This is a genomic window from Billgrantia sulfidoxydans (genome assembly GCF_017868775.1).
Lineage (GTDB): Bacteria > Pseudomonadota > Gammaproteobacteria > Pseudomonadales > Halomonadaceae > Halomonas > Halomonas sulfidoxydans.
Map to the genome: position 1 here is coordinate 1,226,404 of NZ_CP053381.1, position 26,271 is coordinate 1,252,674.

Below are 26,271 nucleotides of genomic sequence, written 5' to 3' on the forward strand. Positions count from 1 at the left end.
TCATGCCTCGCGTTTGCCATCGACCAACCGTGCCACACCCCAGGGGTTGCCGTCACGCAGCACCTCGGGCAAGAGCCCTTGCGGCAGCGCCTGGTAGCACACCGGACGCAGGAAGCGGAAGATCGCCGCACTGCCCACCGAGGTGGTGCGCGAGTCGGAGGTCGCCGGGTAGGGCCCGCCGTGGACCATGGCGTGGCATACCTCGACCCCGGTCGGCCAGCCGTTGGCCAGGATCCGCCCCGCCTTGCGCTCGAGGATCGGCAGCAGCGCCTTTGCGGCGTCGAGGTCGCCGTCGTCCATCTGCAGGGTGGCGGTGAGCTGGCCCTCGAGCTCGCCGGCCACGCGCTTCACTTCTTCCAGGTCGGCGCACTCGATCACCAGCGAGGTGGCGCCGAACACCTCCTCCTGCAGCTCGGTATCCGCGAGGAAGTCCCCGGCCGCGGTGACGTAAAGCCCCGCCTGGCACGGGTGGGCCGATTCGCCCACCTGGCCGCGGGCCACTTCCCTGACCTTGTCGTTGCTCGAAAGCCGGCCCACGCCCTGCTCGTAGGCCGCGTGGATGCCCGGAGTGAGCATGGTCTGGGCGGCGCTGGCCTTCACGGCATCGCCCGCGGCCTCGACGAAGGCGGAAAGCTCGGGGCCCTTCACCGCGATGACCAGGCCCGGGTTGGTGCAGAACTGCCCGGCGCCCATGTTGAGCGAGGCGACGAAGCCCTCGGCGATCTTGGCCCCACGGGCACGCAGCGCCTCGGGCAGCAGGAACACCGGGTTGATCGAACTCATCTCGGCGTAGACCGGGATCGGCTGGGGGCGGGCCTGGGCGGTCTTCATCAAGGCCGTGCCGCCGCCGCGGGAGCCGGTGAAGCCCACCGCCTGGATGCGCGGGTCGGCGACCAGCGCCTGGCCGATCTCGCTGCCCGAGCCGAACAGCAGCGAGAAGGTGCCTTCCGGCAGGTCGCGCTTCTCGACGGCGCGCTGCACGGCACGCCCGACCAGCTCGGAGGTGCCGGGGTGGGCGGAGTGGCCCTTGACGATCACCGGGCAGCCGGCGGCCAGCGCCGAGGCGGTGTCGCCGCCGGCCACGGAGAAGGCCAGCGGGAAGTTACTGGCGCCGAACACGGCGACGGGGCCCAGCGGAATGTGGCGCTGGCGCAGGTCGGCGCGGGGCATCGGCTCGCGCTCGGGCAGGGCCGGGTCGAGGCGCAGGTCGAGCCACTCGCCGGCGCGCACCACGGAAGCGAACAGGCGCAGCTGGCCGCAGGTGCGGCCGCGCTCGCCCTCGAGCCGCGCCCGGGGCAGGCCGGTCTCGGCGATGGCGCGTTCGATCAGCTCGTCGCCGATGGCCTCGATCTCGGAGGCCGCCGTCTCGAGAAAGGCGGCGCGCGCTTCGAGCGTCGTCTCTCGGTAGGTGGTGAAGGCCGCCTCGGCCAGCTCACAGGCGCGCTCGACCTCGGGCCGGGTGCCGCCGACGTAGGTGGGCTCCAGGCGCTCGCCGGTGGCGGGATTGACGGCGTGGATGGGCTTTGAACTGCCGCTTGCGGCCTCATGGCCGATCAGCATCTTGCCTTCGAGTGTCATGTGGGGCTCCTGCGGTGGTTGTCGATAATGGACTCGGACCGACGGGCGCATTTCCAGGACGCCCGTGGGACATCCTGCGTGAGGCGTTCACTAAGTTCAATCTCTTTACTTACCTGTGGATGTCGACTTTGGTCGGTAAGGTGGGCAGTGGCGATCCGGGCTAATCCAGGTCGCTGGGGCCATGGATGATGCTGGCCAGGACCTGGGACGCCGCGCCACGTGCGGCGACGAAGGTGGAGTCCTGGATCACCCGCAGCGGCACCTGCTGGGTCGTGCCGAGCAGACGGCTCTGGTTGGCCTTGAAGTAGTCGAGAGCAGGGTCAAGCAGTGGGGCGCCGAGCTGGGTCAGCGAGCCGCCGAGCACGATCTCGGAGGGGTTCTGGGTGTGGTGCAGGTTGAGCAACAGGATGCCCAGCGCCTCGCCGGCCCGGCGCAGTGTGACCTGTACGTCGGGCTCATTCAGGCGCGGCAGCAGAGCCTCGATGAGATCCTCCTCCTCGGCGATGCCCAGCGCAGCGCGGATCGACCAGCCGCTGACCAGGGTCTCGGCACAGCCGCGGTTGCCGCAGTGGCAGTAGAGCCCGCCGGGCTGCAACACGGTGTGGCCGATCTCGCCGGCCAGCCCCTGGATGCCGCGTGCGACCAGGGGCAGGTGGCTGCCTTCGACCATGCCGCTGCCTATCCCGGTACCGGCGCTGACGTACATCAGCGATTCGGGAATGTTGCCGGTGCGGAAGTAGAGCTCGCCGAAGGCGGCCGCCTTGGCCTCGTTGTCCATCAGCCAGGTGCCCTCCAGCCGCGAGAGGTGGGGGCGCAGCAGGTCGAGGAAGCGGATGTCGCGCCAGCCCAGGTTGGGCGCCAGGCGCAGCACGGGCTTGCCGGGTGCGATGGGGCCGGGTAGAGCGACTCCCAGCCCCAGGCAGCGTCGGTTGCCATTCAGGTGTGGGCGCATCAGCCTTTGCAACAACTCCGCGAGCAGTTCAGCAGTGGCTTCCGGCGTGGTCGGCACGATGTGCTCGTGGTGCGACTCGAGCACTCGGCCGGAGAGAGTGCAGGCCACCAGGCGCAGGCCGTGTACCCCCACCTCGGCGCCGAACAGCACGTGGCGCTCCTCGTTGAGGTGCAAGGCGCGGCCCGGGCGGCCGCCACTGCTCTTCTGCAGTTCGCCCTCGCGCAGCCAGCCCTGGTGCAGCAGCGACTGCACGCCGGCGCCCACGGTGGCCTTGGTCAACTGGGCCTGGGTGGCAATGTCGGCGCGGGTCAGCCCCGGGGTGCGGCGCACCAGCTCGAGGATGGCACTGCGATTGAGCCGCTTGAGAAAATGGAGGTCGCCCGCCTTGTGCTGCTGCTGGTAGCTGGTTGACATAGATGAACGAGGCCTTGCAGTCCGCACACCGAAGGGCGCAGCGGAGGAAAACGGATGAAGCCGGACGCCTTGATGTCGTGCCCCGATAATGCCATTCGGCGATGGGGCGCGCGAGGGCTTCGCCTCGGCATTCCTGGCATCTGTGTCGAGAGTTGGTTCCAAGCCTAAACGAATTGCTCTGCCTCGGCCACGCCGGAAGTACGTCCCTGGTTCTGGCGACAAAGGCAGATGAAGATGATTTAGAAGGAAAAAGCGGCGCCATCGACTAACGTCTCATTGTCGCATTCTGATGAGGTGTCCACTCTCTAGTTAGTAAATAGAAAAAACTAAGTGGAGAAGGCATGAACAACGACGCGGCGCGTTATCCCAGTCTCGATCAGCGAGTGGTCTTCATTACCGGTGGCGGTAGCGGCATCGGTGCGGCGCTGACCCGGGCATTTCATCTGCAGGGGGCCCGAGTCGCTTTTGTCGACATCGACGATGCCGCCAGCCAGGCGCTGGTGGAGGCGCTGCAGGCGGAGACGGGAAGGGCGCCGCGCTATCGCCGCTGCGACATTCGCGATGTCGAGGCCCTGCAGTCGGCCATTGCCGAGGTGGGCCGCGAGCTCGGCCCCATCCATACCCTGGTCAACAACGCCGCCAACGACGATCGCCACACCTGGCAGGAGGTCGATGTGGCCTACTGGGACGAGCGCATGTCGCTCAACCTGCGGCCAATGTTCTTCGCCGCCCAAGCGGCAGCACACCAGATGATCGAGGCCGGCGGCGGCAGCATCGTCAACTTCGGCTCGATCAGTGTGCAGATGGCCATTGCCGACCTTTCTGCCTACGTCACGGCCAAGGCCGCCGTGCACGGGCTGACCCGCAGCCTGGCACGTGACCTCGGAGGCTACAACATCCGCGTCAATACCTTGGTGCCCGGTTCGGTGCTAACCGAGCGCCAGTTGGAAAAGTGGATCGGCCCCGAGGAAGAAGCATCGATCCAGGCTCACCAGTGCCTGAAATTGCGACTCGAACCGCAGCATATCGCTCCTCCCGTGCTGTTCCTGGCCAGCGCCGAGAGCGCGGCGATTACCGGGCAGGAGCTCGTCGTCGACGGCGGCTGGGGTTGAGCCGCGAACATTTACTCAACTGAGGTGCATTCATGCGCTTACAACACAACAAGGAGCTCGCCATGCACACTTACCAATACCAACTGCCCGGGTCGCTGCGCGCCAAGCGCTGGTTGGCGGCGGCGGTAGCTTTTTCCACCGGCTTGGCGGCATGCGCCGCAGCGGCCGACACCACCGTGCGTGTCCTGCGCGTCGAGATCAGCGATGTCGAGAAACAGTACTACGACGATGTCGTCGCCGAATACGAAGCGCAGAACCCGGACGTCGAGGTGGTGTTCGAGTACATCGCCAACGAGGCCTACAAGACGCGCCTGCCGACCCTGCTGCAGTCCGACCAGCGCCCCGACATCTTCTACAGCTGGGGCGGCGAAGGGCTGCGCGACCAGGTCGAGGCGGGTTTCGTGCGCGACCTCACCGAGGCGATGCAGGACGGTTGGCAGGATCTCTATCCCGAGTCGGCCGTGCGCGCCTTTACCCTTGACGATCGCGTCTACGGCGCGCCGCTTTATGCCACTGTGGTGGGCTTCTGGGCCAACACCGCGCTGACCGAACAGGCCGGGGTCGACATCGAGGCCATCGAGACCTGGGAAGACCTGGAGCAGGCCGTGGTCGCCCTGCGTGAAAGCGGCATCACGCCCGCCGTGGTGGGCGGCAAGGATGGCTGGCCGATGCACTTCTACTGGGGCTATCTGGCCACGCGCCTGGCCGGCGGCGAGGGCATCGAGGCGGCCAAGCAGGGCGACAACGGCGGCTTCGAGGGCGAGCCCTTCGTACAGGCCGGCGAGCTGCTCCAGGCGTTCGTCGAGCTCGACCCCTTCCAGTCGGGTTTCATGTCGACCTCCTACGAGCGGGCCAGCGCCATGTTCGGTGATGGTGAGGCGGCCCTGCACCTGATGGGCGACTGGGACTACATCCCCTCCAAGGAACGCTCCGCGACGGGAGAGGGCGTGCCCGACGAGGATCTCGAATTCATTCGCTTTCCCCGCGTCGAGGGCGGGGAGGGCAACGACGACAGCTTCGGTGGCATGAACGGCTTCGCCGTGACCCGCGACGCCTCCGACGAAGCGGTGGACTTCCTGCGCTTCCTGCTCAACGAGGAGAACCAGCGCGAAGCCGCCCGGCTCGGCATCTTCGTGCCGGTGGCCAATGGCTCCGAGGAGGAGCTCGACACGCCCTATGCGCGCAAGGTCGCCGAGATCCTCAGCGAATCGAACTTCCACCAGGTGTTCCTCGACCAGGCGTTGGGCACCTCGGTTGGTGCCACGGTCAACGATATCAGCGGCGACCTGGCCCAGGGCGAGATCACGCCCGAGGAGGCGGCCGCCCAGGTCGAAGAAGCGTGGATGTTCCGCTGAAACGGTTCGCTGAAACATGCGTACGCCCGGTGCTGCACTCACGCCGCGCCGGGCCATATCCTCTGGAACGGTATATGCCATGACCACCATGACCCGACCCGCCGTGCACAAGAGAAGCAATGCCGACCGCTTGCGGCAAGGGTTGGCCAGCGGAAAGTTCACCGCCGTGCTGATCCTGCTGCCGCCGGCGCTGATCCTGTTCTCGCTGTTCGTCATCCTGCCGCTGGCCGATGCGGCCTACTACAGCGTCTTCTCGTGGAACGGCTACGGCACGCCGAGCAACTTCGTCGGCACCCAGAACTACACGCGCCTGCTCGACCATTCGGTGTTCCATACCGCGCTGTGGAATACCGCCAAGCTGATTCTCGTCTCACTGATCATCCAGATGCCGCTGGCCCTGGGCCTGGCCCTGCTGGTGTATCGCAAGACACCCACGAATACCCTGTTCCGCCTGGTGTTCTTCCTGCCCTACATTCTCGCCGAAGTCGCTGCGGGGCTGATCTGGAGCTTCGTCTTCGATGGCGACTACGGCATCACCGCCTTCATGTTCCAGGCCCTGGGGCAGGAGTCGGTCTATGTGCTGGCGGACCGGCAGTGGGCCTTCCCGGCAATCATGACGGTGATCGTGTGGAAGTACTTCGGCTTCCACATGATGATCTACATCGCCGCGCTGCAGAGCGTGCCCAAGGACCTGATCGAGGCGGCCAAGCTGGAGGGCGCCAAGCCGCGCCAGGTGGCGCTGTTCGTGCAGATACCGCTGATCAAGCACGCCATCGTGGTGAGCGGCTTCTTCGCCATCATCGGCTCGCTGCAGATCTTCGACATCATCATTCCCATGACCAACGGCGGGCCCTCGAACTCGACCCACACCATCGTCACCTATCTCTATACCTTCGGCCTGTCGCGACTCAACATCGGCTTCGGTAGCGCCGCCGCCGTGGTGTTGTTCGTGCTCGCCATCGGCATCGCGCTGTTCTACCAGCGCGCCACGGCGAAGGAGGAGCGGGCATGAGCGGCGCTACTACTACCCGCAACACGCTGCGTGTGATCGTGCTGATCCTGGTGGCCAGCCTGGTCATCGGCCCGCTGCTGGCTTCCTTCTTCGGCGGCTTCAAGAGCAACGCCGAGCTGCGCACCAACCCGCTGGGATTGCCGGATACCTGGAATGCGGAGAACTACGTCGCGATCTTTCTCGACGGCACCTTCTGGCGCTACCTGGGCAACTCGTTCCTCATCTCGTCGATGACGGTATTGCTGACCCTGGTGGTGGGCGCGGCGGCGGCCTACGTGTTCTCGCAGATTCGCTTCTTCGGCTCGAAGATGATCCTTTCCTACCTGCTGCTGGGGCTGATGTTTCCCTTCGCCGCGGCGATCCTGCCGCTGTTCATCAAGGTACGCGACCTGGGGCTGCTGGACACCTACTGGGCGGTGATCCTGCCGCAGACCGCCTTCGGCCTGTCGCTGGCGATCCTGCTGTTCAAGGCATTCTTCGACCAGCTGCCCCGCGAACTGTTCGAGGCCGCCTACGTCGACGGCTGCAGTTACCTGCGCTTCTTCTGGTCGTTCACCCTGCCGCTGTCGACGCCGATCCTGGCCACGGTGGGCGTGTTCGTCTTCGTGCAGAGCTGGAACAACTTCCTGCTGCCGCTGGTGGTGCTCAACGACCGCTCCATCTACACCTGGCCGCTCGGCATGATGCAGTTCCAGGGCGAGTACCTGACCCAGTGGAACATGATCCTGGCGTTCGTGACGCTGACCATCACGCCGGCGGTGATCTTCTTCCTCGCCGCGCAGAAATACATCGTGGCCGGGCTGACCGGCGGCTCCGTCAAGGGATGACACCGATGACCGATACCCTCCGCAACCCGATTCTCGCCGGCTTCAACCCCGACCCCTCGATCTGCCGGGTCGGCGAGGACTACTACATCGCCACCTCCACCTTCGAGTGGTACCCCGGCGTGCAGATCCACCATTCCCAGGATCTGGTCAACTGGCGGCTGGCGAGCCGGCCGCTGGCCCGCGCCGCCCAGCTCGACATGCGCGGCAACCCCGACTCCTGCGGCATCTGGGCGCCGTGCCTGTCTTACGCCGACGGTCAGTTCTGGCTGATCTACACCGACATGAAGCGCTACGAGGGCAACTTCAAGGACGGCCACAACTATCTGGTCACCGCGCCCGCCATCGAGGGGCCCTGGAGCGACCCGGTGTATCTCAACTCCAGCGGCTTCGACCCTTCGCTGTTTCACGATGACGACGGCCGCAAGTGGCTGGTCAACCTCAAGTGGGACTATCGCCAGCAGGAGGGAGGCGACCGCTTCGGCGGCATCCTGCTGCAGGAGTACGACGTCGAGCGCAGGCGGCTGGTCGGCCCGATCCGCAACATCTTCGCCGGCACCGAGATGAAGCTCACCGAGGGGCCGCACCTCTACCGCCGTGATGGCTGGTACCACCTGCTGGTAGCCGAGGGCGGCACAGGCTACGACCACGCCGTGACCATGGCGCGCTCCCGTGAGATCGCCGGCCCCTATGAGGTGCACCCGGACAACCCGGTGCTGACCACACGCCAAGACCCGGACAACCCGCTGCAGCGCGCCGGCCATGCCGATCTGGTCGATACGCCGGAGGGCGAGACCTATATGGTGCACCTGTGCAGTCGCCCACTGCCCGGTACGCGGCGCTCGCCGCTGGGGCGCGAGACGGCCATCCAGAAAGTCGAGTGGGGCGAAGATGGCTGGTTGCGTCTGGCCCAGGGCGGCAACACGCCTGCGCTGGAAGTGGCCGTCCCTGGTGCCGAGAACGGCGCGCTGCAGCAGGCCCCAGCCGAGGAGGAGCGCTACACCTTCGCGCCTGGTTTGCTGCCAGGGGACTTCCAGTGGCTACGCACGCCCGAACCCGAGCGGCTGTTCTCCCTGGACGCGCGGCCCGGCTACCTGCGCCTTTTCGGTCGCGAGTCGGTGGGCTCCTGGTTCGAGCAGGCCTTGGTGGCCCGGCGTCAGGACAGCTGGCACTGCAGCGCCGAGACCGAACTCGAGTTCGAGCCGGAGGACATCCAGCAGCTCGCCGGGCTGATCGCTTACTACAACCGCTTCAAGTTCCACTATCTCGCGGTGAGCCTGAACGATGAGGGTGACAAGGTGCTGAGCGTGATGAGCTGCCACGACGAGTGGCCCAGCGGGCGGCTCGACATCGCCGAGGCCGGCGTGACCCTCGAACCCGACCTGCCGGTGCGTCTCGGCCTCGACATTCGCGAGCGCGAGCTGCAGTTCCGCTTCGCCCAGGGCAGCGCCGGGTGGCAGCCGATCGGCCCGGTGCTGGACGCCGGGCTGCTCTCGGACGAAGGCAGCGGTCGCGCCCACGGCTACTTCACCGGCAACTTCCTGGGCATGGCGGCTCATGACATCAGCGGGCGCGCCGCGCCGGCGGACTTCGCCGCGTTCCGCTATCGCCGCAATGCCTGCTGAACCCGATTTTCGCCTACGACAAACACAACCGGCGCCAAGGGAACCGCTGAACAAATCGTAGGCATTTGTGCAGTGTTCCCCCAGACGAGAGCACACTATGGCTGACGTAACCCTGGTCGACATCGAGAAGACCTTCCGTGGCAAGACCACGGTGATCCCCAACCTCAACCTGCACATCGAGGACGGCTCCTTCACCGTGCTGGTGGGTCCCTCCGGCTGCGGCAAGTCGACGCTGCTGCGCATGATCGCCGGGCTCGAGACGGTGACCCGCGGCGCCATCTCCATCGGCGGGCGCGACGTCACCACCGCCGAGCCCAGCGAGCGCAACATCGCCATGGTGTTCCAGTCCTACGCGCTCTATCCGCACATGACGGTGGCGCACAACATCGATTTCGGCATGCGCCTGGCCAAGGTGCCCGCCGAGGAGCGCAAGGCCAAGGTGGCCGAGGCGGCGCGCCTGCTCAACCTGGAGGAGCTGCTCGAGCGCAAGCCGGCCGAACTCTCCGGCGGCCAACGCCAGCGCGTGGCCATCGGTCGCGCCATCGTGCGCAACCCCGGCGTGTTCCTGTTCGACGAGCCGCTCTCCAACCTCGATGCCGCACTGCGCAACCGCATGCGCGTGGAACTGGCCGAGCTGCACCAGCGCCTCGACGCCACCATGGTCTACGTCACCCATGACCAGGTCGAGGCGATGACCTTGGCCGACTGCATCGTGGTGATGAATGCCGGTCGCATCGAACAGGTGGGTACGCCGATGACGCTCTATCAGCGCCCCGAGACGCTGTTCGTCGCCGGCTTCATCGGCTCGCCCAAGATGAACCTGATCGAAGGTCGGGTCGCGGAGGCCTACGGCGCCACCACGCTCGGCATTCGCCCCGAGCATCTCGAGGTCAGCCGCGAGGCAGGGGAGTGGCAGAGCCGTGTGAGAGTGGTCGAGATGCTCGGCGCCGACGCCTTCGCCTATGTCGACAGCGACGCCACCGGCCCGCTGACCGTGCGCCTGCCCGGCGATGCCGAGGTTCGCAGCGGGGATGTGCTCTACCTGACGCCGCGCCATGAGTTGCTGCATGGCTACGACGCCGATGGCCAGCGCCTGCCGGAGGAGACCCTGGTCCGGTCCCAGGCCAGTATGGCCTGAGTAGGGAGCGAAACGTCATGACGATCACTCTCGACAGCGGAATCCTGCGACTCACGGTGAACCCTGACGTCGGTGGCGCCGTGGTGCGTTTGGACAGGCTGACCGAAGGCGGCCCCGAGCCGTTGATGCGCCCCGGCAGCGCTGGCGAACGCGATCCGAATCGGCTGGCCATGTACCCGCTGGTGCCATGGTCCAACCGAATCGGTGGGGGCGGTTTCCGCTGGCATGGGCAGGATTATCGGCTGGCAACCAACCTGCCCGGCGAGCCGCTGCCGATCCACGGCGACGGCTGGCAGCAGGTCTGGCAGGTGGAGTCTCAGGCGCAGCACGAACTGCGCTTGGCGCTGCGTTCGTGTGAACAGCCGCCTTTCGACTACCGGGCGGAGCTGACCTATCGCCTGGAGAGCGATGCACTCGAGGTGACTCTCTCCGTGACCCATCTGGGCGAGAGCCCAGCCCCCTACGGCCTGGGGCTGCACCCCTGGTTTCCGCGCAGCGCCGGGGCAAGAGTCGAGGCCGCCGCCGAGGGCGTGTGGGAGGTCGATGACGACCAACTGCCGACCGAGTGGCGCCGGCTCTTACCCAGTGAGCCCTGGGATTTTTCCCGCGGCGCGGCACTTCCCACAGGCAAGATCGACAATCTCTTCACCGGCTGGAACGGGCAGGCCGTGCTGCGCTGGCGCGACCGCGGCTTGGTGCTCGAGGTAAGCGCCGACACCTCGCGCTACCTGGTGTTCTCGCCGGGCGAGCAGGCCGACTTCTTCTGCTTCGAGCCGGTTTCCCACGAGGTCGACGCGCACCGCGGTGGCGACCCGCAGCGCCAAGGCCTGGTCGAGCTGGGCGCAGGGGAGTCTCTCTCGATGCGCTGCCGTTTCCGCTGTCTCGCCAGCTAAATCCACCTCGTTGATACCAAGGAGCCCATCACTTACCTCGATCACTTAGTTCAGAGTTATTACCAACAATAAGTAGCATCGATGCATCATTCACAAGGAGCACAATAATGAAAACGCCACGTCACGCAGCACATCCCTTGGCCCGTCTGGGGCTGATCGGGCTCGGTTGCCTCGCCTTCGGCACCGCCCAGGCGCAGGAAGACTTCCTCTCCGGCATCGACTTCACCGGCTATGCACGGTCCGGCATCGGCAATACCGCAGGCGGGGGCGATCAGGCCTGCTTCCGGGCCAATGGCGCCGGGGCCAAGTACCGCCTGGGCAACGAGTGCGAAACCTATGCCGAGCTGGGCTGGGGCGCCACGCTGTTTGAAGAGGGCGACAGGTCGTTCTACTTCAATAGCATGGTGGGTTATTTCACCAACCAGGTGAACGACTCCGAGGACACCGAGGTGTCCCTGCGCCAGCTGTACGTGCAGGGTCACAATGTGATCGATGGCCTGCCCGGCGCCAGCCTATGGGCGGGCAAGCGCTTCTATCGCCGCCACGACGTACACATCAACGACTTCTTCTATTGGGACTCCACCGGCCCCGGCGGCGGTATCGAGAACATCGACGTGGGCACCGGCAAGCTGCACCTGGCGTGGATGCGCGCCACGGGCACCGACGATACCGAGTACCCCGATGCCGACAATCGCATCTCCAACGACACCCTCGATATCCGTTGGTCCGACATTCCCGTCAACCGCGATGGCACGCTGGTGCTGGGCTACAACTACGGCCGCGCACAGCTGAGCGAAGCCCAGGAGGCCTACTACGGCGATAGCGAGGCCGAAAGGGGCCACATGTTCACCATCCAGCACGAGCAGAGCAACTGGTTCGGCGGCTCCAACAAGCTGGCGCTACAGTACGCCACCGACGGCATCATCAACGCCGGCAACGGTCAGGGGCGCATGAATGCCGGCGTCTCCCCGGACGTGCCCGGCGGTGAGATGTGGCGCGTCATCAACCACGGCAATGTGTGGCTCGCCCCCGACAGGTTCGATCTGCTGTATGCGGCCATCGTCGAGGAGAAGCGCTTCGACGACGACTCCGGGGCCACCTGGATCTCAGCGGGCCTACGTCCGACCTACTACTGGACGAACCACCTGAGCACGGCGCTGGAGCTCGGCCATGACTATGTCGATCCCGAGAACGGCGACGACAGCCGTCGCCTGACCAAGCTGACCCTGGCCCAGCAATGGTCCGCGGGGGTGGGCGGCTTCGCGCGCCCGGTCATCCGTGTCTTCGCCACCTATGCCGACTGGAACGGGGACGCCTTCCAGGCCGATCGCACCAGCCGCGCCATCGATGCGGGGGCGGCGGGGGATGCCATTGAAATCGACGACAACGACGGTCTCACCTTCGGCGTGCAGATGGACGTGTGGTGGTAGAGAGCGTTCGAGTAACCCTTCATCGCGGGGCTTCCTCGCCTTGGCGCCCGCTCGGGCGCCCTTTTTCCGGAGTACTCGTCATGCAACGCAAAATAATGAGTCGTTCGGCCTATATCTTCATGATCTGTTGTATCGCCGCCATCGGCGGCTTCCTGTTCGGCTTCGATAGCGGCGTGATCAACGGTACCGTCGACGGCCTGCAGGCCGCATTCGGCTCCGACAGCGTGGGTACCGGTTTCAACGTCGCCTCGATGCTGCTGGGCTGCGCTGTCGGCGCCTTCTTCGCCGGGCGCCTGGCGGACCGCTTCGGCCGCCGCACGCTGTTGATCGTGGCCGCCGTCTTCTTCCTCGTCAGCGCCTGGGGCTCGGGCATCGCTGCAGGCTCCCTGGAGTTCGTGATCTATCGTGTACTGGGCGGCATGGCGGTGGGTGCCGCTAGCGTGATGACACCGGCCTATATCAGTGAAGTGGCGCCTGCCGCCTATCGCGGCCGGCTAGCCACCATCCAGCAGGTGGCGATCATCTCGGGGCTGTTCGTGGCCTTTCTCAGCAACTACGTGCTGGCGCACCTGTCCGGCTCGGCGATGGTCGAGCTGTGGCTGGGCTTTGCCACCTGGCGCTGGATGTTCTGGATCGAGCTGTTGCCGGCGGCGGTGTTCCTGGTGGCGCTGCTGTTCATTCCCGAAAGCCCGCGCTACCTGATCAGCAGCGGCAAGCCGGGCGAGGCGCGGCGCGTGCTGGGTCTTGTCATGCCGGAAGGCGAAGTGAGCGCCAAGCTGACAGAGATCGACGCGACCCTGTCGCGTGATCACAAGCCGCGCCTGCGCGACGTGCTCGATCGCGCCACCGGCAAGGTGCACGGCATCGTCTGGGTAGGCATTGGGTTGGCGGTGTTCCAGCAGTTGGTGGGCATCAACGTGGTGTTCTACTACGGTGCGGTGCTGTGGCAGTCGGTGGGTTTCTCCGAAGGCGATGCGCTGCTGATCAACGTTATCTCGGGGGCGGTGAGCATCGGCGCCTGCCTGCTCGCCATCGCCTTGATCGACAAGATCGGGCGCAAGCCTCTGCTGTGGGCGGGCTCGGTAGGCATGGCGCTGACCCTGGCCAGCATGGCCTATGCCTTCTCCACGGCGAGCCTGGTCGACGGCAGCCTGCGCCTCGGTGACGACATGGGCGTCTTTGCGCTGCTCTCGGCCAATGCCTATGTGTTCTTCTTCAACGTCTCCTGGGGGCCGGTGATGTGGGTGATGCTGGGCGAGATGTTCCCCAACCAGATGCGCGGCTCGGGCCTGGCCATCGCGGGGTTGTTCCAGTGGCTGGCCAACTTCGGCATCACCATGACCTTCCCCATCATGCTGGCTTCGATCGGTCTGGCCGGCGCCTACGGCTTCTACGCCCTGTGCGCGGTGGTGTCGGTGTTTTTCGTGCTGCGACTGGTCAGGGAGACCCGGGGCAAGGAGCTCGAGGAGATGGCCTATGAATGACGCCACGGCCCCATGTCGTGTATCACTATGCCCACGACCAAGGACAATCCGGCCAAGACAAGACCGCCGACTCGCATGAGGATCGCGACATGACCGACCGCAAGATCACGCCCGACCAGCTGCGCTCGCGCTGGTGGTTCGACAATCCCGAATCGCCGGGCACCACGGCGCTGTGCATCGAGCGCTACATGAACTACGGCATCACCCTGGAGGAGCTCGCCAGCGGCAAGCCGATCATCGGCATCTGCCAGTCGGGCTCCGACCTGACGCCGTGCAACCGCCACCACATCGAGCTGGTCAAGCGGGTCAAGGACGGCATTCGTGCCGCCGGCGGGGTGCCGTTCGAGTTCCCGCTACACCCGATCCACGAAAACGCGCGGCGGCCCACCGCCGCGCTCGACCGCAACCTGGCCTACCTGGGCCTGGTCGAGGTGCTGCACGGCTACCCGCTCGACGGGGTGGTGCTCACCACCGGCTGCGACAAGACCACCCCGGCGAGCCTGATGGCCGCCGCGACGGTCAACATTCCCGCCATCGTGCTTTCCGGCGGGCCAATGCTCAACGGCTGGCGCGGGCCGGATCGGGTCGGCTCCGGCACCATCATCTGGGAGCTGCGCAAGCGGCTCGCGGCCGGCGACATCGACTATGCCGAGTTCCTCGCCCGGGCCACCGATTCGGCCCCATCGGTGGGGCACTGCAACACCATGGGCACCGCCTCGACCATGAACTCCATGGCCGAGGCGCTGGGCATGAGCCTGCCCGGCTCGGCGATGATCCCGGCGCCCTACAAGGAGCGCGCGATCGTGGCCTACGACACCGGCACGCGCATCGTCGACATGGTGTGGCAGGACCTGCGCCCCAGCGACATCCTAACCCGCGAGGCGTTCGAGAACGCCATCGTGGTGTGCTCGGCGCTGGGCGGCTCCTCCAACGCGCCGATCCATATCAACGCCATCGCCCGACACTCGGGCGTCGAGCTGACCAACGACGACTGGCAGGCGCTGGGCCATGCCATCCCGCTGCTGGCCAACGTGATGCCTGCCGGGGCCTATCTCTCCGAGGAGTTCCATCGCGCCGGCGGCGTGCCGGCGGTGGTCAACGAGCTGCTCGGCGCCGGCAAGCTGCATGGGGAGGCGCTCACCGTCAACGGCCGCACGCTGGCCGACAATGTGGCGGGCTGCGAGACCCAGGATCCCGAGGTGATCCGCCGCTACGACAACCCGCTGGTCGAGCAGGCCGGCTTCCTCAATCTCAAGGGCAACCTGTTCGACTCGGCGCTGATGAAGACCAGCGTGATTTCCGCCGACTTTCGTGCGCGCTTCCTCTCCAACCCCGATGATCCCAACGCCTTCGAGGGCAAGGTGGTGGTGTTCGACGGCTCGGAGGACTACCACGCGCGTATCGACGACCCGGCTCTCGGCATCGACGAACACACCATCCTGGTGATGCGCGGTGCCGGGCCGGTGGGGCATCCCGGCGGCGCCGAGGTGGTCAACATGCAGCCGCCCGAGGCGCTGATCAAGCGCGGCATCGAGTCGCTGCCGTGCCTGGGCGACGGGCGGCAGTCGGGCACCTCGGGCTCGCCGTCGATCCTCAACGCCGCCCCCGAGGCGGCCACCGGCGGTGGCCTGGCGCTGCTCGAGGATGGCGACCGCCTGCGCGTCGACCTGAATCGCGGCGAGGTGCGCCTGCTGATCGAGGACGCCGAGATACAGGCGCGACGCGAGCGGCTGGAGAAGCAGGGCGGCTACCGCTACCCCGACCACCAGACGCCATGGCAGGAGATCCAGCGCACCTTGGTGGAACCGCTCGACCGCGGCATGACGCTGGCGGGGGCTACCAAGTACCGCGACGTGGCACGCCAGAGCCCGCCGCGCGACAATCATTGAGGCGATGGATGACGTGACAGGCAAGGGAGGTCATATGCCAGAGGGCAGCATTGAAGTGGCGGTAAAGCTAGACATGAGCCTGGGCGAGAGCCCGGTATGGTCGGTGGAGCGCCAGACGCTCTACTGGGCCGATATCAATAACGGCCATGTCTACGCCTGGCAACCGCAGGTGGGCGGAACACCGACGCGCACCGAGCTGGGCGAGAAGGTGGGCTGCGTGGCGCTTGCCGATTCCGGGCTGGTGGCCGCCGCCGCGTCGGGCATCCTGCGCCTGCCCGAGAGCGGCGAGCCCGAGCGGCTGGTGGCCAACCCTGAGTGGAAGAAAGCGCAGCAGGCGGGGCAGGGCAACCGCTTCAACGACGGTCGCTGCGACGCTGCCGGGCGGCTGTGGGTGGGCACTATCGCCAGCGACGAGGCGAGCCCCACGGCGGCGCTCTACTGCCTCGACCGGGACGAGTTCACGCCGCGATTAACGGACATCCGCATCTCCAACGGCCTCGCCTTCAGCCCCGACCGGCGCTGGCTCTACCACACCGACTCGCCGAGCCGGCGCATCCTGCGCTACCCCTTCGACGTCGACAGCGGCACCCTGGGGGAGGGAGAGACCTGGGTCGACCTGGAGACGCTGGGGCTGCCCGGCGTGCCCGACGGCGCGGCGGTGGACAGCGAAGGTTGCTACTGGAGTGCGCTCTACGACGGCGGTCGCATCGTGCGCTTCTCGCCCGAGGGCGAACTGGTGGCGGAGCACCCGGTGCCGTGCCCGCACCCGACCATGGTGGCCTTCGGCGGGCCCGATCTGCGCACGCTCTACATCACCACCGCGACCCAGCACCTGGACGCCGAGGGCAAGGCGCGCTGGCCGCAGGCCGGCAGCCTGCTGCAGATGCGGACTGGCGTGGCGGGGCTTGCCGAGCCCGGCTTCGGCAGTTAACGGCTGGCCAGCCGTTGCCCCAGCGCCTGCATGAAGCGGCTGCCCGCCGCGAGCTGCTCGAGCTCGATGTATTCGTCGGGCTGGTGGGCCTGGCGAATGCTGCCGGGGCCGCAGATCACGGTGGGTAGCCCCACGCGCTGGAACTGACCGGCCTCGGTGGCGTAGGCCACCGCGCCGCTAGGCTGCTCGCCGAGCAGCTCGCGGCACAGGCCGAGCACCTCGGCGTTGTTGTCGTCGGCCAGCGCCGGCACGGTGAGGTTGAGCGCTTCGGTGACGATGCTCGTCTCGGGAGCGCGGCGCTGCATCTCGGCCTCGAGTTCGGCTGCGTAGTCGTTCACCCTGCCGAGCAGTTCCTCGACGCGGTCGCCGGGGAGGTGGCGGATCTCCCATTCGAAGGTGCACTCGCGGGCCATGATGTTGATCGCGGTGCCGCCGGCGATCTTGCCCACGTGCAGGCTGGAGTGGGCGACGTTGAAGGCCTCGTCGACACGGCCCTCGGCGCGCAGCTCGGCCATCACGTCCTCGATCTTCGTCACCAGCCGTGCGGCGACGTGGATCGCCGACACGCCCTGATCGACCTGGCTGGAGTGAGAGGCGCGGCCGGTCACCGTGGTGCGCAGGTTGGTGGCGCCCTTGTGCGCCACCACCGGCTGCATCAGGGTTGGCTCGCCGACGATCACCGCCGCCGGGCGGGGGTGGTCGGCCATCAGCCGCTCGATCATGCGCGGCGCGCCGATGCAGCCCACCTCCTCGTCGTAGGAGAAGGCCAGGTAGATCGGCTTGTCCAAGCCGCGCTCCAGCCACTCGGGCAGCTCGGCCAGGGCGCAGGCGATGAAACCCTTCATGTCGCAGGTGCCGCGCCCGTAGAGCTTGCCGTCGCCCTTGTCGACCAGGGTGAACGGGTCGGTGGACCAGGGCTGTCCGTCGACCGGCACCACGTCGGTGTGGCCCGACAGCACCACGCCGCCTTCCACCGCCGGCCCGATGCGCGCCAGCAGGTTGGCCTTCTTGCCGTCGTCGCTCTCCACCCGCCAGTGCTTCACGCCGTGCTCGTCGAGGTAGCCCTCGATGAAGGCGATCAGGTCGAGGTTGGAATCGCGCGACACGGTGGCAAAGCCTACCAGGCGTTCGAGCATCTCGGCGGCAGTCATGATTCTCTCCTTCGGGGGCATGCCTGAAGCCTAACACGCCTGCAGCTCGCAACGGATGGTCGTCTTCGGCCTGGCATGACGAAAGGCTGGCTCAATCGAATGTGGTGGTGTTATTGAAATTGGCTATTGCTGCGGTGTGGAAAATCAAGTCTCTCTCTTTCGATTGCGCTGATATACCTGTTCTCACGAGACAGCCACATTGCACGACAACACGTCACAAAGGGAGAGCGTCATGGACCAGAAAGTCGACAGCAGCGCAGGCAAGTGCCCCGTCATGCACGGGTCACGCACAAGACATGGGGACAAGGGCAACGCCACACACGACTGGTGGCCCAACCAGCTCAATCTGAACATTCTTCACCAGCATGCGCCCAAGTCCAACCCGCTGGGGGCGGATTTCGATTACGCCGAGGCGTTCAAGTCACTCGACCTTCCCGCCGTCAAGCAAGACCTCGAGGCGCTGATGACCGACTCCCAGGAGTGGTGGCCGGCCGACTATGGCCACTACGGTCCGCTGTTCATCCGCATGGCCTGGCACAGCGCCGGCAGCTACCGGGTGGGCGACGGCCGCGGCGGGGCGGGCACCGGCACTCAGCGCTTCGCGCCGCTCAACAGCTGGCCCGACAACGGCAACCTCGACAAGGCGCGCCGCCTGCTGTGGCCGATCAAGCGCAAGTACGGCAACAAGCTCTCCTGGGCCGATCTCTACATCCTGGCGGGCAACGTCGCCCTGGAATCCATGGGCTTCAAGACCTTCGGTTTCGCCGGTGGCCGCGAGGACGTCTACCAGCCGGAAGAGGACATCTACTGGGGCGCCGAGGACGAGTGGCTGGCCGACAGCGGCCATGCCAAGAGCCGCTATTCCGGTGAACGCGAGCTGGAGAACCCGCTGGCCGCGGTGCAGATGGGTCTCATCTACGTCAACCCGGAAGGACCGGACGGCAATCCGGATCCACTGGCGTCGGCCAGGGACATCCGCGACACCTTCGCTCGCATGGCGATGAACGACCACGAGACGGTGGCCCTGACCGCCGGCGGCCACACCTTCGGCAAGGCCCATGGCGCCGGCGATCCGGTCAACGTGGGGCCTGAGCCGGAGGCGGCGCCCATGGAGGAGATGGGCTTCGGATGGAAGAGCCGCTACAAGAGCGGCAAGGGCCGCGACACCATCACCAGCGGCCTCGAGGGCGCCTGGACCCCGACGCCGACGAAGTGGGACATGAGCTACTTCGACGTGCTGTTCGGCTACGAGTGGGAGCTCACCACCAGCCCGGCGGGCGCCAAGCAGTGGGTGCCCAAGAACCTGGCCGAGAAGGACATGGCGCCGGATGCCGAGGATGCCTCGAAGCGTGTGGGCATCATGATGTCCACCGCCGACATGGCGATGCGCGAGGACCCGGAGTACCGCAGGATCGCCGAGCACTTCCACAACCACCCGGACGAGTTTGCCGACGCCTTCGCCCGCGCCTGGTTCAAGCTGACCCACCGCGACATGGGCCCGAAGGCACGCTACCTCGGCCCGGAAGTGCCGACCGAGGAGCTGATCTGGCAGGACCCGGTGCCCGCCGTGGACCATGAGCTGATCGATGCCCGGGACATCGCCAGCCTCAAGAGCAAGATCCTCGGTTCCGGGCTGAGCGTCGCCGAGCTGGTCTACACCGCCTGGTCGTCCGCCTCCACCTTCCGCGGCTCCGACATGCGCGGCGGGGCCAACGGCGCGCGCATTCGCCTGGCGCCGCAGAAGGATTGGGAAGCCAACCAGCCCGAGCAGCTGGCCAAGGTGCTCAGGACGCTGGAGAGCATCCAGGGCGACTTCAATGCGCTCCAGTCCGGCGGCAAGCGGGTATCGCTGGCCGACCTGATCGTGCTGGGCGGTGCCGCCGCCATCGAGAAGGCGGCCAGGGACGCCGGCCATGCCATCGAAGTACCGTTCACGCCGGGCCGCACCGACGCCAGCGCCGAGCAGACCGACGCCGAGTCGTTCGAGTGGCTGCGCCCCGAGGCCGACGGCTTCCGCAACTACCGCCGCGCTCGCTTCACCGTCTCCGACGAGGAAATGCTGATCGACAAGGCGCAACTGCTGGGGCTCAGCGCACCGGAGATGACCGTGCTGCTGGGTGGGCTGCGGGTGCTCGAGGCCAACTACGGCGACTCGCGCCACGGCGTGTTTACCGATCGCCCCGGCACCCTGACCAACGACTTCTTCGTCAACCTGGTCGACATGGGCACCCGGTGGCAGCCGGCCACGGCGGAGGCCGACGTGTTCGAGGGACGCGACCGCAAGAGTGGCGAGCTGAAGTGGACCGGCACCCGGGTCGACCTGGTGTTCGGCTCCAACTCGCAGCTGCGCGCCATCAGCGAGATCTATGCCCAGGACGACGCCAAGGAGAAGTTCGTCAACGACTTCGTCGCCGCCTGGAACAAGGTGATGAACGTGGACCGCTTCGACCTGGCGTGAGCCAGGAAACGCACCGTAATGAGACAGTGGCGCCCCGGCAACGGGGCGTTCTTATTCGTTGACGAAACGCATTTTTTCGACACGTCATGCCAACATGTCGATGTGATAAACATGTCTCTCAAACATGTTTAAAAAATCCGTTTTTTTCGACACGTCCTCTGGATAACCCGCTCAGTAGCGGCTTTCGGGTCTCAATTCCTCCTCGACGGGCCTCACCTCGATGGTGCCAAGTCGCGCTGACGGCCAGCCGGCAGCAATCTCCAAGGCTTCCTCTTGTGACGCGACCTCGATCAGGAAGAAGCCGCCTAGCTGCTCCTTGGTCTCGGCAAAGGGCCCATCGGTCATGATGAGTTCGTCATCACGAATTCTCAGGGTGTGAGCCTTGGTGGCGCTCTGCAGGGCGTTGGTCAGGACCAGCTTGCCTTGTCTCTGCAGGTCGGCCACATACTCCAGGGTTTCCTGTAGTAGCTCATGCCACTGGGCCTCCGTCATTTCGCTGAATATTCGCTCTTCCTCATAGGCGAGACAGAGATACTTCATGAGAGACCCTCATGTTGGGAATGCTGTCCGGTAGAAGATGGCGCACGGGATGGGCCGGCGCAATGGGCCGTGAAGGGCGCGGACGTCAAAGGCTAACCAACCTGGCCCGGCTCGTGCCATTGCCCAGCGGTTCCACCTGGATCTGTACCGGAATGCGCTCGTGCATTTCCTGAACGTGGGAGATCACGCCGACGCGGCGGCCGAGGGCCTGCAGGCCGTCGAGAGCTTCCATGGCCAGTGCCAGTGACTGCGGGTCGAGGCTGCCGAAGCCTTCGTCGATGAACAGCGATTCGATGGTGAGCTCGCCCGAAGCCATGGAGGCGAGCCCCAGGGCCAGCGCCAGCGAGACGAGGAAGGTCTCGCCGCCCGAGAGCGAGTGCACCGAGCGGCGCTCGTCGCCCATGTCGTGGTCCACCACCAGCATGCCGAGTTCGCTGCCGCCGCGGGTCAGCCGGTAGCGTCGGCTGAGGCCGCCGAGGTGAGCGTTGGCGTGCTCCAGCAGCTGGTCGAGATTGTAGGCCTGAGCGATACGACGGAAGGTCTTGCCGTCGGCGGAGCCGATCAGCTCGCTGATACGCGCCCAGCGCGCATGCTCGGTGCGGGCCGTTTCCAGCTCGGCCTGGCCCTCCTGCTGGCGCGCGCGGCGGCGGTCGTCGTCGCGCAGGGCATGAACCGCGTCGTCACGCGCCTGCTGGGCGTGTTCCACCTTAGGCGCCAGGGCCTGCCGTTCGGCGACGAGTGCCTCCCGGCGATTGGCGATCTCCGCTTCGACCTCTTCACCCAGTAGCGCATCGTCGCTGTCGTCATTGGCCAGCGCCTGCCCGTGGCGATGCTCGAGCAGGGCGCGGCGCCGCTCGCCAAGGCTTGCCTCGGTGCGCTGGCATGCCTCGTCGGCCTCATTCAGTTCACGCTCCTCGCGCTCGGCTTCCGCCTCGGGCTGTGCCAGCAGCCGGGCCAGCGTGGCATCGTCCAGCTGTGGATGGGCCTGGCGCCAGTCGGCCAGCTCCCGCTCCAGCGAGGCGCCTTCCTGGACGAGCTGCTCGATGCGCTGGGCCTCGTGGATGGCCTGCTGGGAGAGCCGCGCCTGTTCCCGCTCGGCACCATGGCAGCGCTCGATGGCCTGTTCGCGCTGCTGACGGGCCGACTCCTGGCGCGCCTCCAGCTGCTGCTGCCAGGCATCGACGGAAGGCTGTTCACCGAGCAGGGCTTGGAGGGTAGCGGCCACCTCGCTGCGCTGGCGGCGCAAGGGAGGCAGCCGTTGTGCTTGCTTGTTCAGCTCCGCTTCGAGCGCGGCCCGCCTGGCCTCGAGCTGGGCGAGGGCGAGCTCGCCCTGGCGCAGGGCATCCTCGAGCGGGACCAGCTCGGCCTCGGCGCGGGTCAGCGCCTGGAGCGTGCGTTCGCCATGCTCACGCTCGCCATCGCACTCCCGGCGCTGGTATGCCAGCCAGGCGTTGCGTTCGGCGGCGTCGATGGCATTGAGTTCGGCGTGGAGCGGGTGCTCGATCAGGGCTTGCTGTGCCTGAGCCAGGCGACTATTGGCCTGCTGTAGTTCCTGGCGACAGCGGGCCAGCGCTGCCAGGACGGCGCGGTATTCGCCCTCGAGTTCGTTGCGTGCCAACTGGGCCTGCTCGAAGGCCTGCCTGGCCTCGGTCAGCTGCTGCTCTTCCTGCGCCTGTTGGGCGGCGAGCTGCGCTGCCTCGGGCGTGGCTGGGGGCTGATGGCGGAAGGGGTGGTCCAGCCCGCCGCAGACCGGGCAGGGCTCGCCTTCATGGAGTGTTTCACGCAGGCGTGCCACGCTCTCGCTGCGGGCGGCGCGGCTGCGTTCGACGAAGTCGCGCAGCGTGGTGTAGTGACGTTCCCGCTCGTCGAGCCGTTCCCGGGCGGCCTTGCCTTGGGTGACCAGTTCGGCCTGGCGCGCTTCGTCGTCGCTGGTCTGCTTGGCCAGCTGCTGCCGGGCCTGCTCGGCGCGGCAGGCCTCCTGCCATCGCCCTTCCAGCTCGCTCAGCGCCAGGCTTCGCCGAGCGGCTCGGTCGTGAGCCTGCTGGGCTGCCTGGCGTGCCGCGTCGAGTCGTTCATGGCTGCCCACCAATTGGCGCAGCGCAGCCTGCCACTCGTCGCGTTTGCGCTTGTGTTCGAGCTGCCTGGCGTCGGCTTCCCTGCGCTGCTCGGCCAGTCGCTCGGCCTGTTGCCGGCAGTCGCGATGCTGCGACTCGAGTTCGTCCAGCTGTTGGTCCAGAGTGACGAGTGACTGGGTCTGTTCCCGGGCCTGGCGCAGGGCGGGTTCGGCTTGCTGGCGTGCCTGAGTGGCAACCTCCAATTGTCGTGCAGCCTGGTCCCGCGCCTGTTCGGCAGCCCCTTGGGCGGCCTTGGCCTGTTCGAGGGCCTTGAGGGTCTGGCGGTGGGTGTCCTCCAGTGCAGCGATCTCGTGAGGCAGTGCGACCTGACGCAGCAGGCGGTGGCGCTGAGGCGCGAGCAGGCGGCGGCATTCTCGGTCGGCTCGAGCGTCGGCAAGCGAGTGCCAGCGCGCTTCGGTATCGCGCTGCTGCCGTAGCCCTTCGGCGTAAGCCTGGCGCAGCCGGTCGTCGCTGACATGCCACTGCTGGCGAGCTTCCAGGCTTTGGTTCTGTCGCTGCAGGGTGGCCAGTTCGGTCTCGGCTTGTTTGGCGGCCTGCTCGAGCTCGGCGCGGGCCTCAGGCTCGGCGGGCAGGTCGTCGGCGAGCCGGGCCTGAAGGGCATCGACGCGCTTCTTCGCTTCGCTGGCACGGCGATAGGCGGCCATGGAGATCCGCGAATACTCGGCGGTGCCGGTCAGGCGCTCCAGCAGGTCGCTGCGCTCGTTGTCGTCGGCCTTGAGGAAGGCGGCGAACTCGCTCTGGGCCAGCAGCACGGCGCGGGTGAACTGGTCGAAGGTGAGGCCCAGGCGCTCCGGCAGCAGGCGGTCGAACTCGCGCTTCTGGGCGGTGAGCAGGCGATCGTCGTCGAGATCGCGCAGCGACTGCTCCGCGGTCTGCAGGCGTCCGCCGGCCTTGTCCCGGGCGCGGCGAACGGCCCAGCGGGCACGGTAGCGGCGCCCGTCGCGGCCGAGGAAGTCGACCTCGGCATGGCCACTGGCGGTACCCCGGCGCAGCAGAGTGCGCGGGTCGGCGGTGCTCACCGTGTCGCCCTCCACGTCGGGTAGCGGGGCGTCGCGTACCGGCGCCTGGCGCAGCCGCGGGGTGTTGCCGTAGAGCGCCAGGCACAGGGCGTCGAGCAGGGTGCTCTTGCCGGCCCCGGTGGGACCGGTGATAGCGAACAGGCCGGCGGCATCGAGCGGCGGCGTGGTGAAGTCGAGTTCTAGCGGGCCGGGCAGGGAGGCCAGGTTGGCCAGGCGCAGGGCGAGGATCTTCATGGGCGGCCCTCCGTGCCTGCGTCTTCCGTTTTGCCGTCGAGCACGTCCTGCAGCAGCCGGTCGAAGTCGGCCATGACCTCGGCCTCGGGGGTCTCGCCCCAATGCGCTTCCCAGGTCCGTTCGAACAACTTGCGTGGCCCCAACTGTTCCAGGTCGACCCGCTCCGACGCCGGTCCGCCCTCGTGCTGGGGCAGGCGGCGTTCCAGGCGCAGCAGGCGCAGCGCCTTGCCCTCCAGCACGGCTTCGACCCGGGCGCGCAGGTCGGGCATCGGGGCGCTGAGTGCGACACGCACTTCCAGCCAGGGCCAGCGCTCGCGCGGCAGGGTCGGGTCGTCGGGCAGTGCCTCGAGTTCGGCCAGCACGGCATCGAGTTCATTGGGGCCGACACGATGCATGGCCACCGGGCGCGGCACGGGGATCGCTTCCGTGGCGGCGAGGGTTTCGCCCTGAAGCACCGCCTCCACCACCTGATGAGGATAAGTTACCTCGCTGAAGTCGAGTGGCAGGGGGCTGCCGCTGTAGCGGATGCGCGCCTCGCCGACCTGCTGCGCACGGTGCAGGTGGCCCAGGGCCACATAGGCGATGTCGGCGGGAAAGAGGCCGGCGGAGATCGACTCCTCGCCGCCAATGACGATGGGACGTTCGCTGGCCTCGGAAACGGCGGCACCGTACAGGTGGGCGTGGCTCATGGCCACCAGCGCCTGGCCGGGTAGGCGACGCTCGCGGGCGGCCGCGATCAGCTGCTCGTGGACGCGGGAGATACCGGCGACGTAGTCGTTGCGTGGCGCGTCGTTGTGCGGCTCGCCTTCGCTGACGTCGGCACGGGCCAGGCCGTGACCGGTGACCTCGGCGGGGCGCAGGAAGGGCAGTGCCAGGCACCAGGCGCAGGTTTCGCCAGCGGCATCGGTGAGCGGAACCAGCAGGCGCTCGGTATCGAGCGCGCCATCGTCGAGCCAGCTCACCCGGCCCAGGGCATGGGTGCGCAGGCGGCGCATCAGCGGCGCCGGCAGCTCGATGCGGTTGCCGCTGTCATGGTTGCCGGCGATCAGCACGATATCCAGCATCGGCAGGCGCTCGTGGGCGGCAACGATGAAGTCGTAGAGCAGCGCCTGCGCCTGCAGCGACGGGTTGACCACATCGAAGACGTCACCGGCGACGAGCAGCGCGTCGGCCTCGCGTTCGACGAGGGTCTCGAGCAGCCAGTCGAGGAAGGCGCGATGTTCGGCGTGGCGCTCCTGGCCGTGGAAAGTCTGGCCCAGGTGCCAGTCGGCGGTATGGAGGATTTTCATCGTATCCCTTGCGGCTTTGGCCTGAGGCGATAGTCTACGCGAGACCCAGGGAGGAAACAGGAGGACAGGGATGCCCGCAGAGACGCTTCACGACTGGAATCTGAGCCCCGAGGAGGCCATCGCGCTGCAGAAGCGCATGGCCGGTCGCATCGAGCGCGAGGATCGGCTGGGGCCGGTGCGCCATATCGCCGGCGTCGACATCGGCTTCGAGCAGGGCGGCGAGATCACCCGGGCGGCGGTGGTGGTGCTGGCCTGGCCCGGCGACCCGCTTGCCGGACTGGAGATCGTGGAACAAGTGGTGCACCGCGAGCCGACCCGCATGCCCTACATTCCCGGGCTGCTCTCCTTCCGCGAGATTCCGGCGGCGCTGGAAGCCTTCGGCCAGCTTGTGACACGCCCCGAACTGGTGATGGTCGACGGCCAGGGCATCGCCCATCCTCGGCGTCTCGGCGTCGCCTCCCACCTGGGGCTGTGGCTCGACCTGCCGACCATCGGCGTGGCCAAGTCGCGCCTGTGCGGCGTACATGACGAAGTACCCGAGGCGCGCGGCGAGTCGACACCGCTGCGCCATCGCGGCGAGACCATCGGCGCGGTGCTGCGCACGCGGGTGGGCGTCAAGCCGCTGTTCGTCTCGCTGGGGCATCGCATCAGCCTCGAGACCTCGCTCGACTGGGTGGTGAAATGCCTGGGCCGAACCAAGCTGCCGGAGCCGACCCGGCTGGCCGATCGGCTGGCCTCCCGGCGGGGACCCTTGCCACGACCGGCGGATTGAAGCCGCGCCCGGCATCGGCTCGGGTATACTGGCTCT

The 26,271-nt window shown here is 67.1% G+C and carries 19 protein-coding genes; 13 read left to right on the forward strand and 6 right to left on the reverse strand.

What is annotated here, in order from left to right:
- The gene (locus HNO51_RS05820; RefSeq protein WP_209538729.1) at window positions 1–1,578 is read right to left on the reverse strand and encodes an aldehyde dehydrogenase (NADP(+)); all 1,578 of its coding nucleotides are present in this window, start codon (window positions 1,576–1,578) and stop codon (window positions 1–3) included.
- Between the two features lie 160 nt (window positions 1,579–1,738).
- Entirely contained in the window at window positions 1,739–2,944 is a 1,206-nt protein-coding gene (locus HNO51_RS05825; protein ID WP_209538730.1) for an ROK family protein, read from the reverse strand.
- A gap of 341 nt (window positions 2,945–3,285) precedes the next feature.
- On the opposite strand from HNO51_RS05825, the gene HNO51_RS05830 reads away from it, so the two are divergent.
- The 11 genes from HNO51_RS05830 (at window position 3,286) to HNO51_RS05880 (ending at window position 16,637) form a co-directional block, all read left to right on the forward strand.
- On the forward strand, window positions 3,286–4,056 hold the full coding sequence (locus HNO51_RS05830; protein WP_209538731.1) for an SDR family NAD(P)-dependent oxidoreductase: 771 nt from the start codon (window positions 3,286–3,288) through the stop codon (window positions 4,054–4,056).
- Window positions 4,057–4,118: 62 nt separating this feature from the next.
- Window positions 4,119–5,411, forward strand: a complete 1,293-nt coding sequence (locus HNO51_RS05835) for an ABC transporter substrate-binding protein (protein WP_209538732.1) — start codon at window positions 4,119–4,121, stop codon at window positions 5,409–5,411.
- Between the two features lie 79 nt (window positions 5,412–5,490).
- Window positions 5,491–6,423, forward strand: a complete 933-nt coding sequence (locus HNO51_RS05840; protein WP_209538733.1) for a carbohydrate ABC transporter permease — start codon at window positions 5,491–5,493, stop codon at window positions 6,421–6,423.
- Complete coding sequence (locus HNO51_RS05845; protein ID WP_209538734.1) at window positions 6,420–7,250, forward strand: carbohydrate ABC transporter permease; 831 nt, start codon at window positions 6,420–6,422, stop codon at window positions 7,248–7,250. Before HNO51_RS05840 ends, HNO51_RS05845 begins: the two co-directional genes overlap by 4 nt.
- 5 nt (window positions 7,251–7,255) lie before the next feature.
- Complete coding sequence (locus tag HNO51_RS05850) at window positions 7,256–8,872, forward strand: glycoside hydrolase family 43 protein (RefSeq protein ID WP_209538735.1); 1,617 nt, start codon at window positions 7,256–7,258, stop codon at window positions 8,870–8,872.
- A 97-nt stretch (window positions 8,873–8,969) separates the two neighbouring features.
- A complete protein-coding gene (locus HNO51_RS05855; RefSeq protein WP_209538736.1) occupies window positions 8,970–10,010 on the forward strand; it encodes an ABC transporter ATP-binding protein in 1,041 nt (346 codons plus the stop codon).
- A gap of 17 nt (window positions 10,011–10,027) precedes the next feature.
- Complete coding sequence (locus HNO51_RS05860; protein ID WP_209538737.1) at window positions 10,028–10,903, forward strand: aldose 1-epimerase; 876 nt, start codon at window positions 10,028–10,030, stop codon at window positions 10,901–10,903.
- Between the two features lie 107 nt (window positions 10,904–11,010).
- The gene (lamB, locus tag HNO51_RS05865) at window positions 11,011–12,333 is read left to right on the forward strand and encodes a maltoporin (protein ID WP_209538738.1); all 1,323 of its coding nucleotides are present in this window, start codon (window positions 11,011–11,013) and stop codon (window positions 12,331–12,333) included.
- A gap of 80 nt (window positions 12,334–12,413) precedes the next feature.
- Window positions 12,414–13,817, forward strand: coding sequence for a sugar porter family MFS transporter (locus HNO51_RS05870; protein ID WP_209538739.1), 1,404 nt, complete (start codon window positions 12,414–12,416; stop codon window positions 13,815–13,817).
- A gap of 89 nt (window positions 13,818–13,906) precedes the next feature.
- Window positions 13,907–15,706 carry an IlvD/Edd family dehydratase gene (locus HNO51_RS05875; protein WP_209539176.1) on the forward strand — a complete coding sequence of 600 codons (1,800 nt, stop codon included), beginning with the start codon at window positions 13,907–13,909 and terminating at the stop codon, window positions 15,704–15,706.
- A gap of 34 nt (window positions 15,707–15,740) precedes the next feature.
- Complete coding sequence (locus HNO51_RS05880; protein WP_209538740.1) at window positions 15,741–16,637, forward strand: SMP-30/gluconolactonase/LRE family protein; 897 nt, start codon at window positions 15,741–15,743, stop codon at window positions 16,635–16,637.
- Here the strand turns inward: HNO51_RS05880 and argE are convergent.
- Window positions 16,634–17,788 (reverse strand): acetylornithine deacetylase, encoded by a 1,155-nt coding sequence (argE, locus tag HNO51_RS05885; protein ID WP_209538741.1) that lies wholly within the window; start codon window positions 17,786–17,788, stop codon window positions 16,634–16,636. The two genes, HNO51_RS05880 and argE, sit on opposite strands and share 4 nt — an antisense overlap.
- A gap of 232 nt (window positions 17,789–18,020) precedes the next feature.
- Between argE and katG the strand changes: the two genes are divergently transcribed.
- Entirely contained in the window at window positions 18,021–20,246 is a 2,226-nt protein-coding gene (gene katG / locus HNO51_RS05890) for a catalase/peroxidase HPI (protein ID WP_209538742.1), read from the forward strand.
- Between the two features lie 171 nt (window positions 20,247–20,417).
- Here katG and HNO51_RS05895 read toward each other — a convergent pair whose 3' ends face one another.
- The 3 genes from HNO51_RS05895 to HNO51_RS05905 all read right to left on the reverse strand — a co-directional run bounded on the left by HNO51_RS05895 (window position 20,418) and on the right by HNO51_RS05905 (window position 25,463).
- On the reverse strand, window positions 20,418–20,786 hold the full coding sequence (locus HNO51_RS05895; RefSeq protein ID WP_197450109.1) for a YciI family protein: 369 nt from the start codon (window positions 20,784–20,786) through the stop codon (window positions 20,418–20,420).
- Between the two features lie 85 nt (window positions 20,787–20,871).
- The gene (locus HNO51_RS05900; protein WP_209538743.1) at window positions 20,872–24,174 is read right to left on the reverse strand and encodes an AAA family ATPase; all 3,303 of its coding nucleotides are present in this window, start codon (window positions 24,172–24,174) and stop codon (window positions 20,872–20,874) included.
- The gene (locus HNO51_RS05905; RefSeq protein WP_209538744.1) at window positions 24,171–25,463 is read right to left on the reverse strand and encodes an exonuclease SbcCD subunit D C-terminal domain-containing protein; all 1,293 of its coding nucleotides are present in this window, start codon (window positions 25,461–25,463) and stop codon (window positions 24,171–24,173) included. Before HNO51_RS05905 ends, HNO51_RS05900 begins: the two co-directional genes overlap by 4 nt.
- Before the next feature lie 70 nt (window positions 25,464–25,533).
- Here HNO51_RS05905 and nfi point away from each other — a divergent pair, with 70 nt between their 5' ends.
- The gene (nfi, locus tag HNO51_RS05910; protein ID WP_197450112.1) at window positions 25,534–26,235 is read left to right on the forward strand and encodes a deoxyribonuclease V; all 702 of its coding nucleotides are present in this window, start codon (window positions 25,534–25,536) and stop codon (window positions 26,233–26,235) included.
- Window positions 26,236–26,271 lie beyond the last annotated feature (36 nt).

Coding starts and splice junctions, on each gene's coding strand:
- HNO51_RS05820 (WP_209538729.1), bottom strand. CDS start 1,578: ATGACACTCGAAGGCAAGATGCTGATCGGCCATGAGGCCGCAAGCGGC.
- HNO51_RS05825 (WP_209538730.1), bottom strand. CDS start 2,944: ATGTCAACCAGCTACCAGCAGCAGCACAAGGCGGGCGACCTCCATTTT.
- HNO51_RS05830 (WP_209538731.1), top strand. CDS start 3,286: ATGAACAACGACGCGGCGCGTTATCCCAGTCTCGATCAGCGAGTGGTC.
- HNO51_RS05835 (WP_209538732.1), top strand. CDS start 4,119: ATGCACACTTACCAATACCAACTGCCCGGGTCGCTGCGCGCCAAGCGC.
- HNO51_RS05840 (WP_209538733.1), top strand. CDS start 5,491: ATGACCACCATGACCCGACCCGCCGTGCACAAGAGAAGCAATGCCGAC.
- HNO51_RS05845 (WP_209538734.1), top strand. CDS start 6,420: ATGAGCGGCGCTACTACTACCCGCAACACGCTGCGTGTGATCGTGCTG.
- HNO51_RS05850 (WP_209538735.1), top strand. CDS start 7,256: ATGACCGATACCCTCCGCAACCCGATTCTCGCCGGCTTCAACCCCGAC.
- HNO51_RS05855 (WP_209538736.1), top strand. CDS start 8,970: ATGGCTGACGTAACCCTGGTCGACATCGAGAAGACCTTCCGTGGCAAG.
- HNO51_RS05860 (WP_209538737.1), top strand. CDS start 10,028: ATGACGATCACTCTCGACAGCGGAATCCTGCGACTCACGGTGAACCCT.
- lamB (WP_209538738.1), top strand. CDS start 11,011: ATGAAAACGCCACGTCACGCAGCACATCCCTTGGCCCGTCTGGGGCTG.
- HNO51_RS05870 (WP_209538739.1), top strand. CDS start 12,414: ATGCAACGCAAAATAATGAGTCGTTCGGCCTATATCTTCATGATCTGT.
- HNO51_RS05875 (WP_209539176.1), top strand. CDS start 13,907: ATGACCGACCGCAAGATCACGCCCGACCAGCTGCGCTCGCGCTGGTGG.
- HNO51_RS05880 (WP_209538740.1), top strand. CDS start 15,741: ATGCCAGAGGGCAGCATTGAAGTGGCGGTAAAGCTAGACATGAGCCTG.
- argE (WP_209538741.1), bottom strand. CDS start 17,788: ATGACTGCCGCCGAGATGCTCGAACGCCTGGTAGGCTTTGCCACCGTG.
- katG (WP_209538742.1), top strand. CDS start 18,021: ATGGACCAGAAAGTCGACAGCAGCGCAGGCAAGTGCCCCGTCATGCAC.
- HNO51_RS05895 (WP_197450109.1), bottom strand. CDS start 20,786: ATGAAGTATCTCTGTCTCGCCTATGAGGAAGAGCGAATATTCAGCGAA.
- HNO51_RS05900 (WP_209538743.1), bottom strand. CDS start 24,174: ATGAAGATCCTCGCCCTGCGCCTGGCCAACCTGGCCTCCCTGCCCGGC.
- HNO51_RS05905 (WP_209538744.1), bottom strand. CDS start 25,463: ATGAAAATCCTCCATACCGCCGACTGGCACCTGGGCCAGACTTTCCAC.
- nfi (WP_197450112.1), top strand. CDS start 25,534: ATGCCCGCAGAGACGCTTCACGACTGGAATCTGAGCCCCGAGGAGGCC.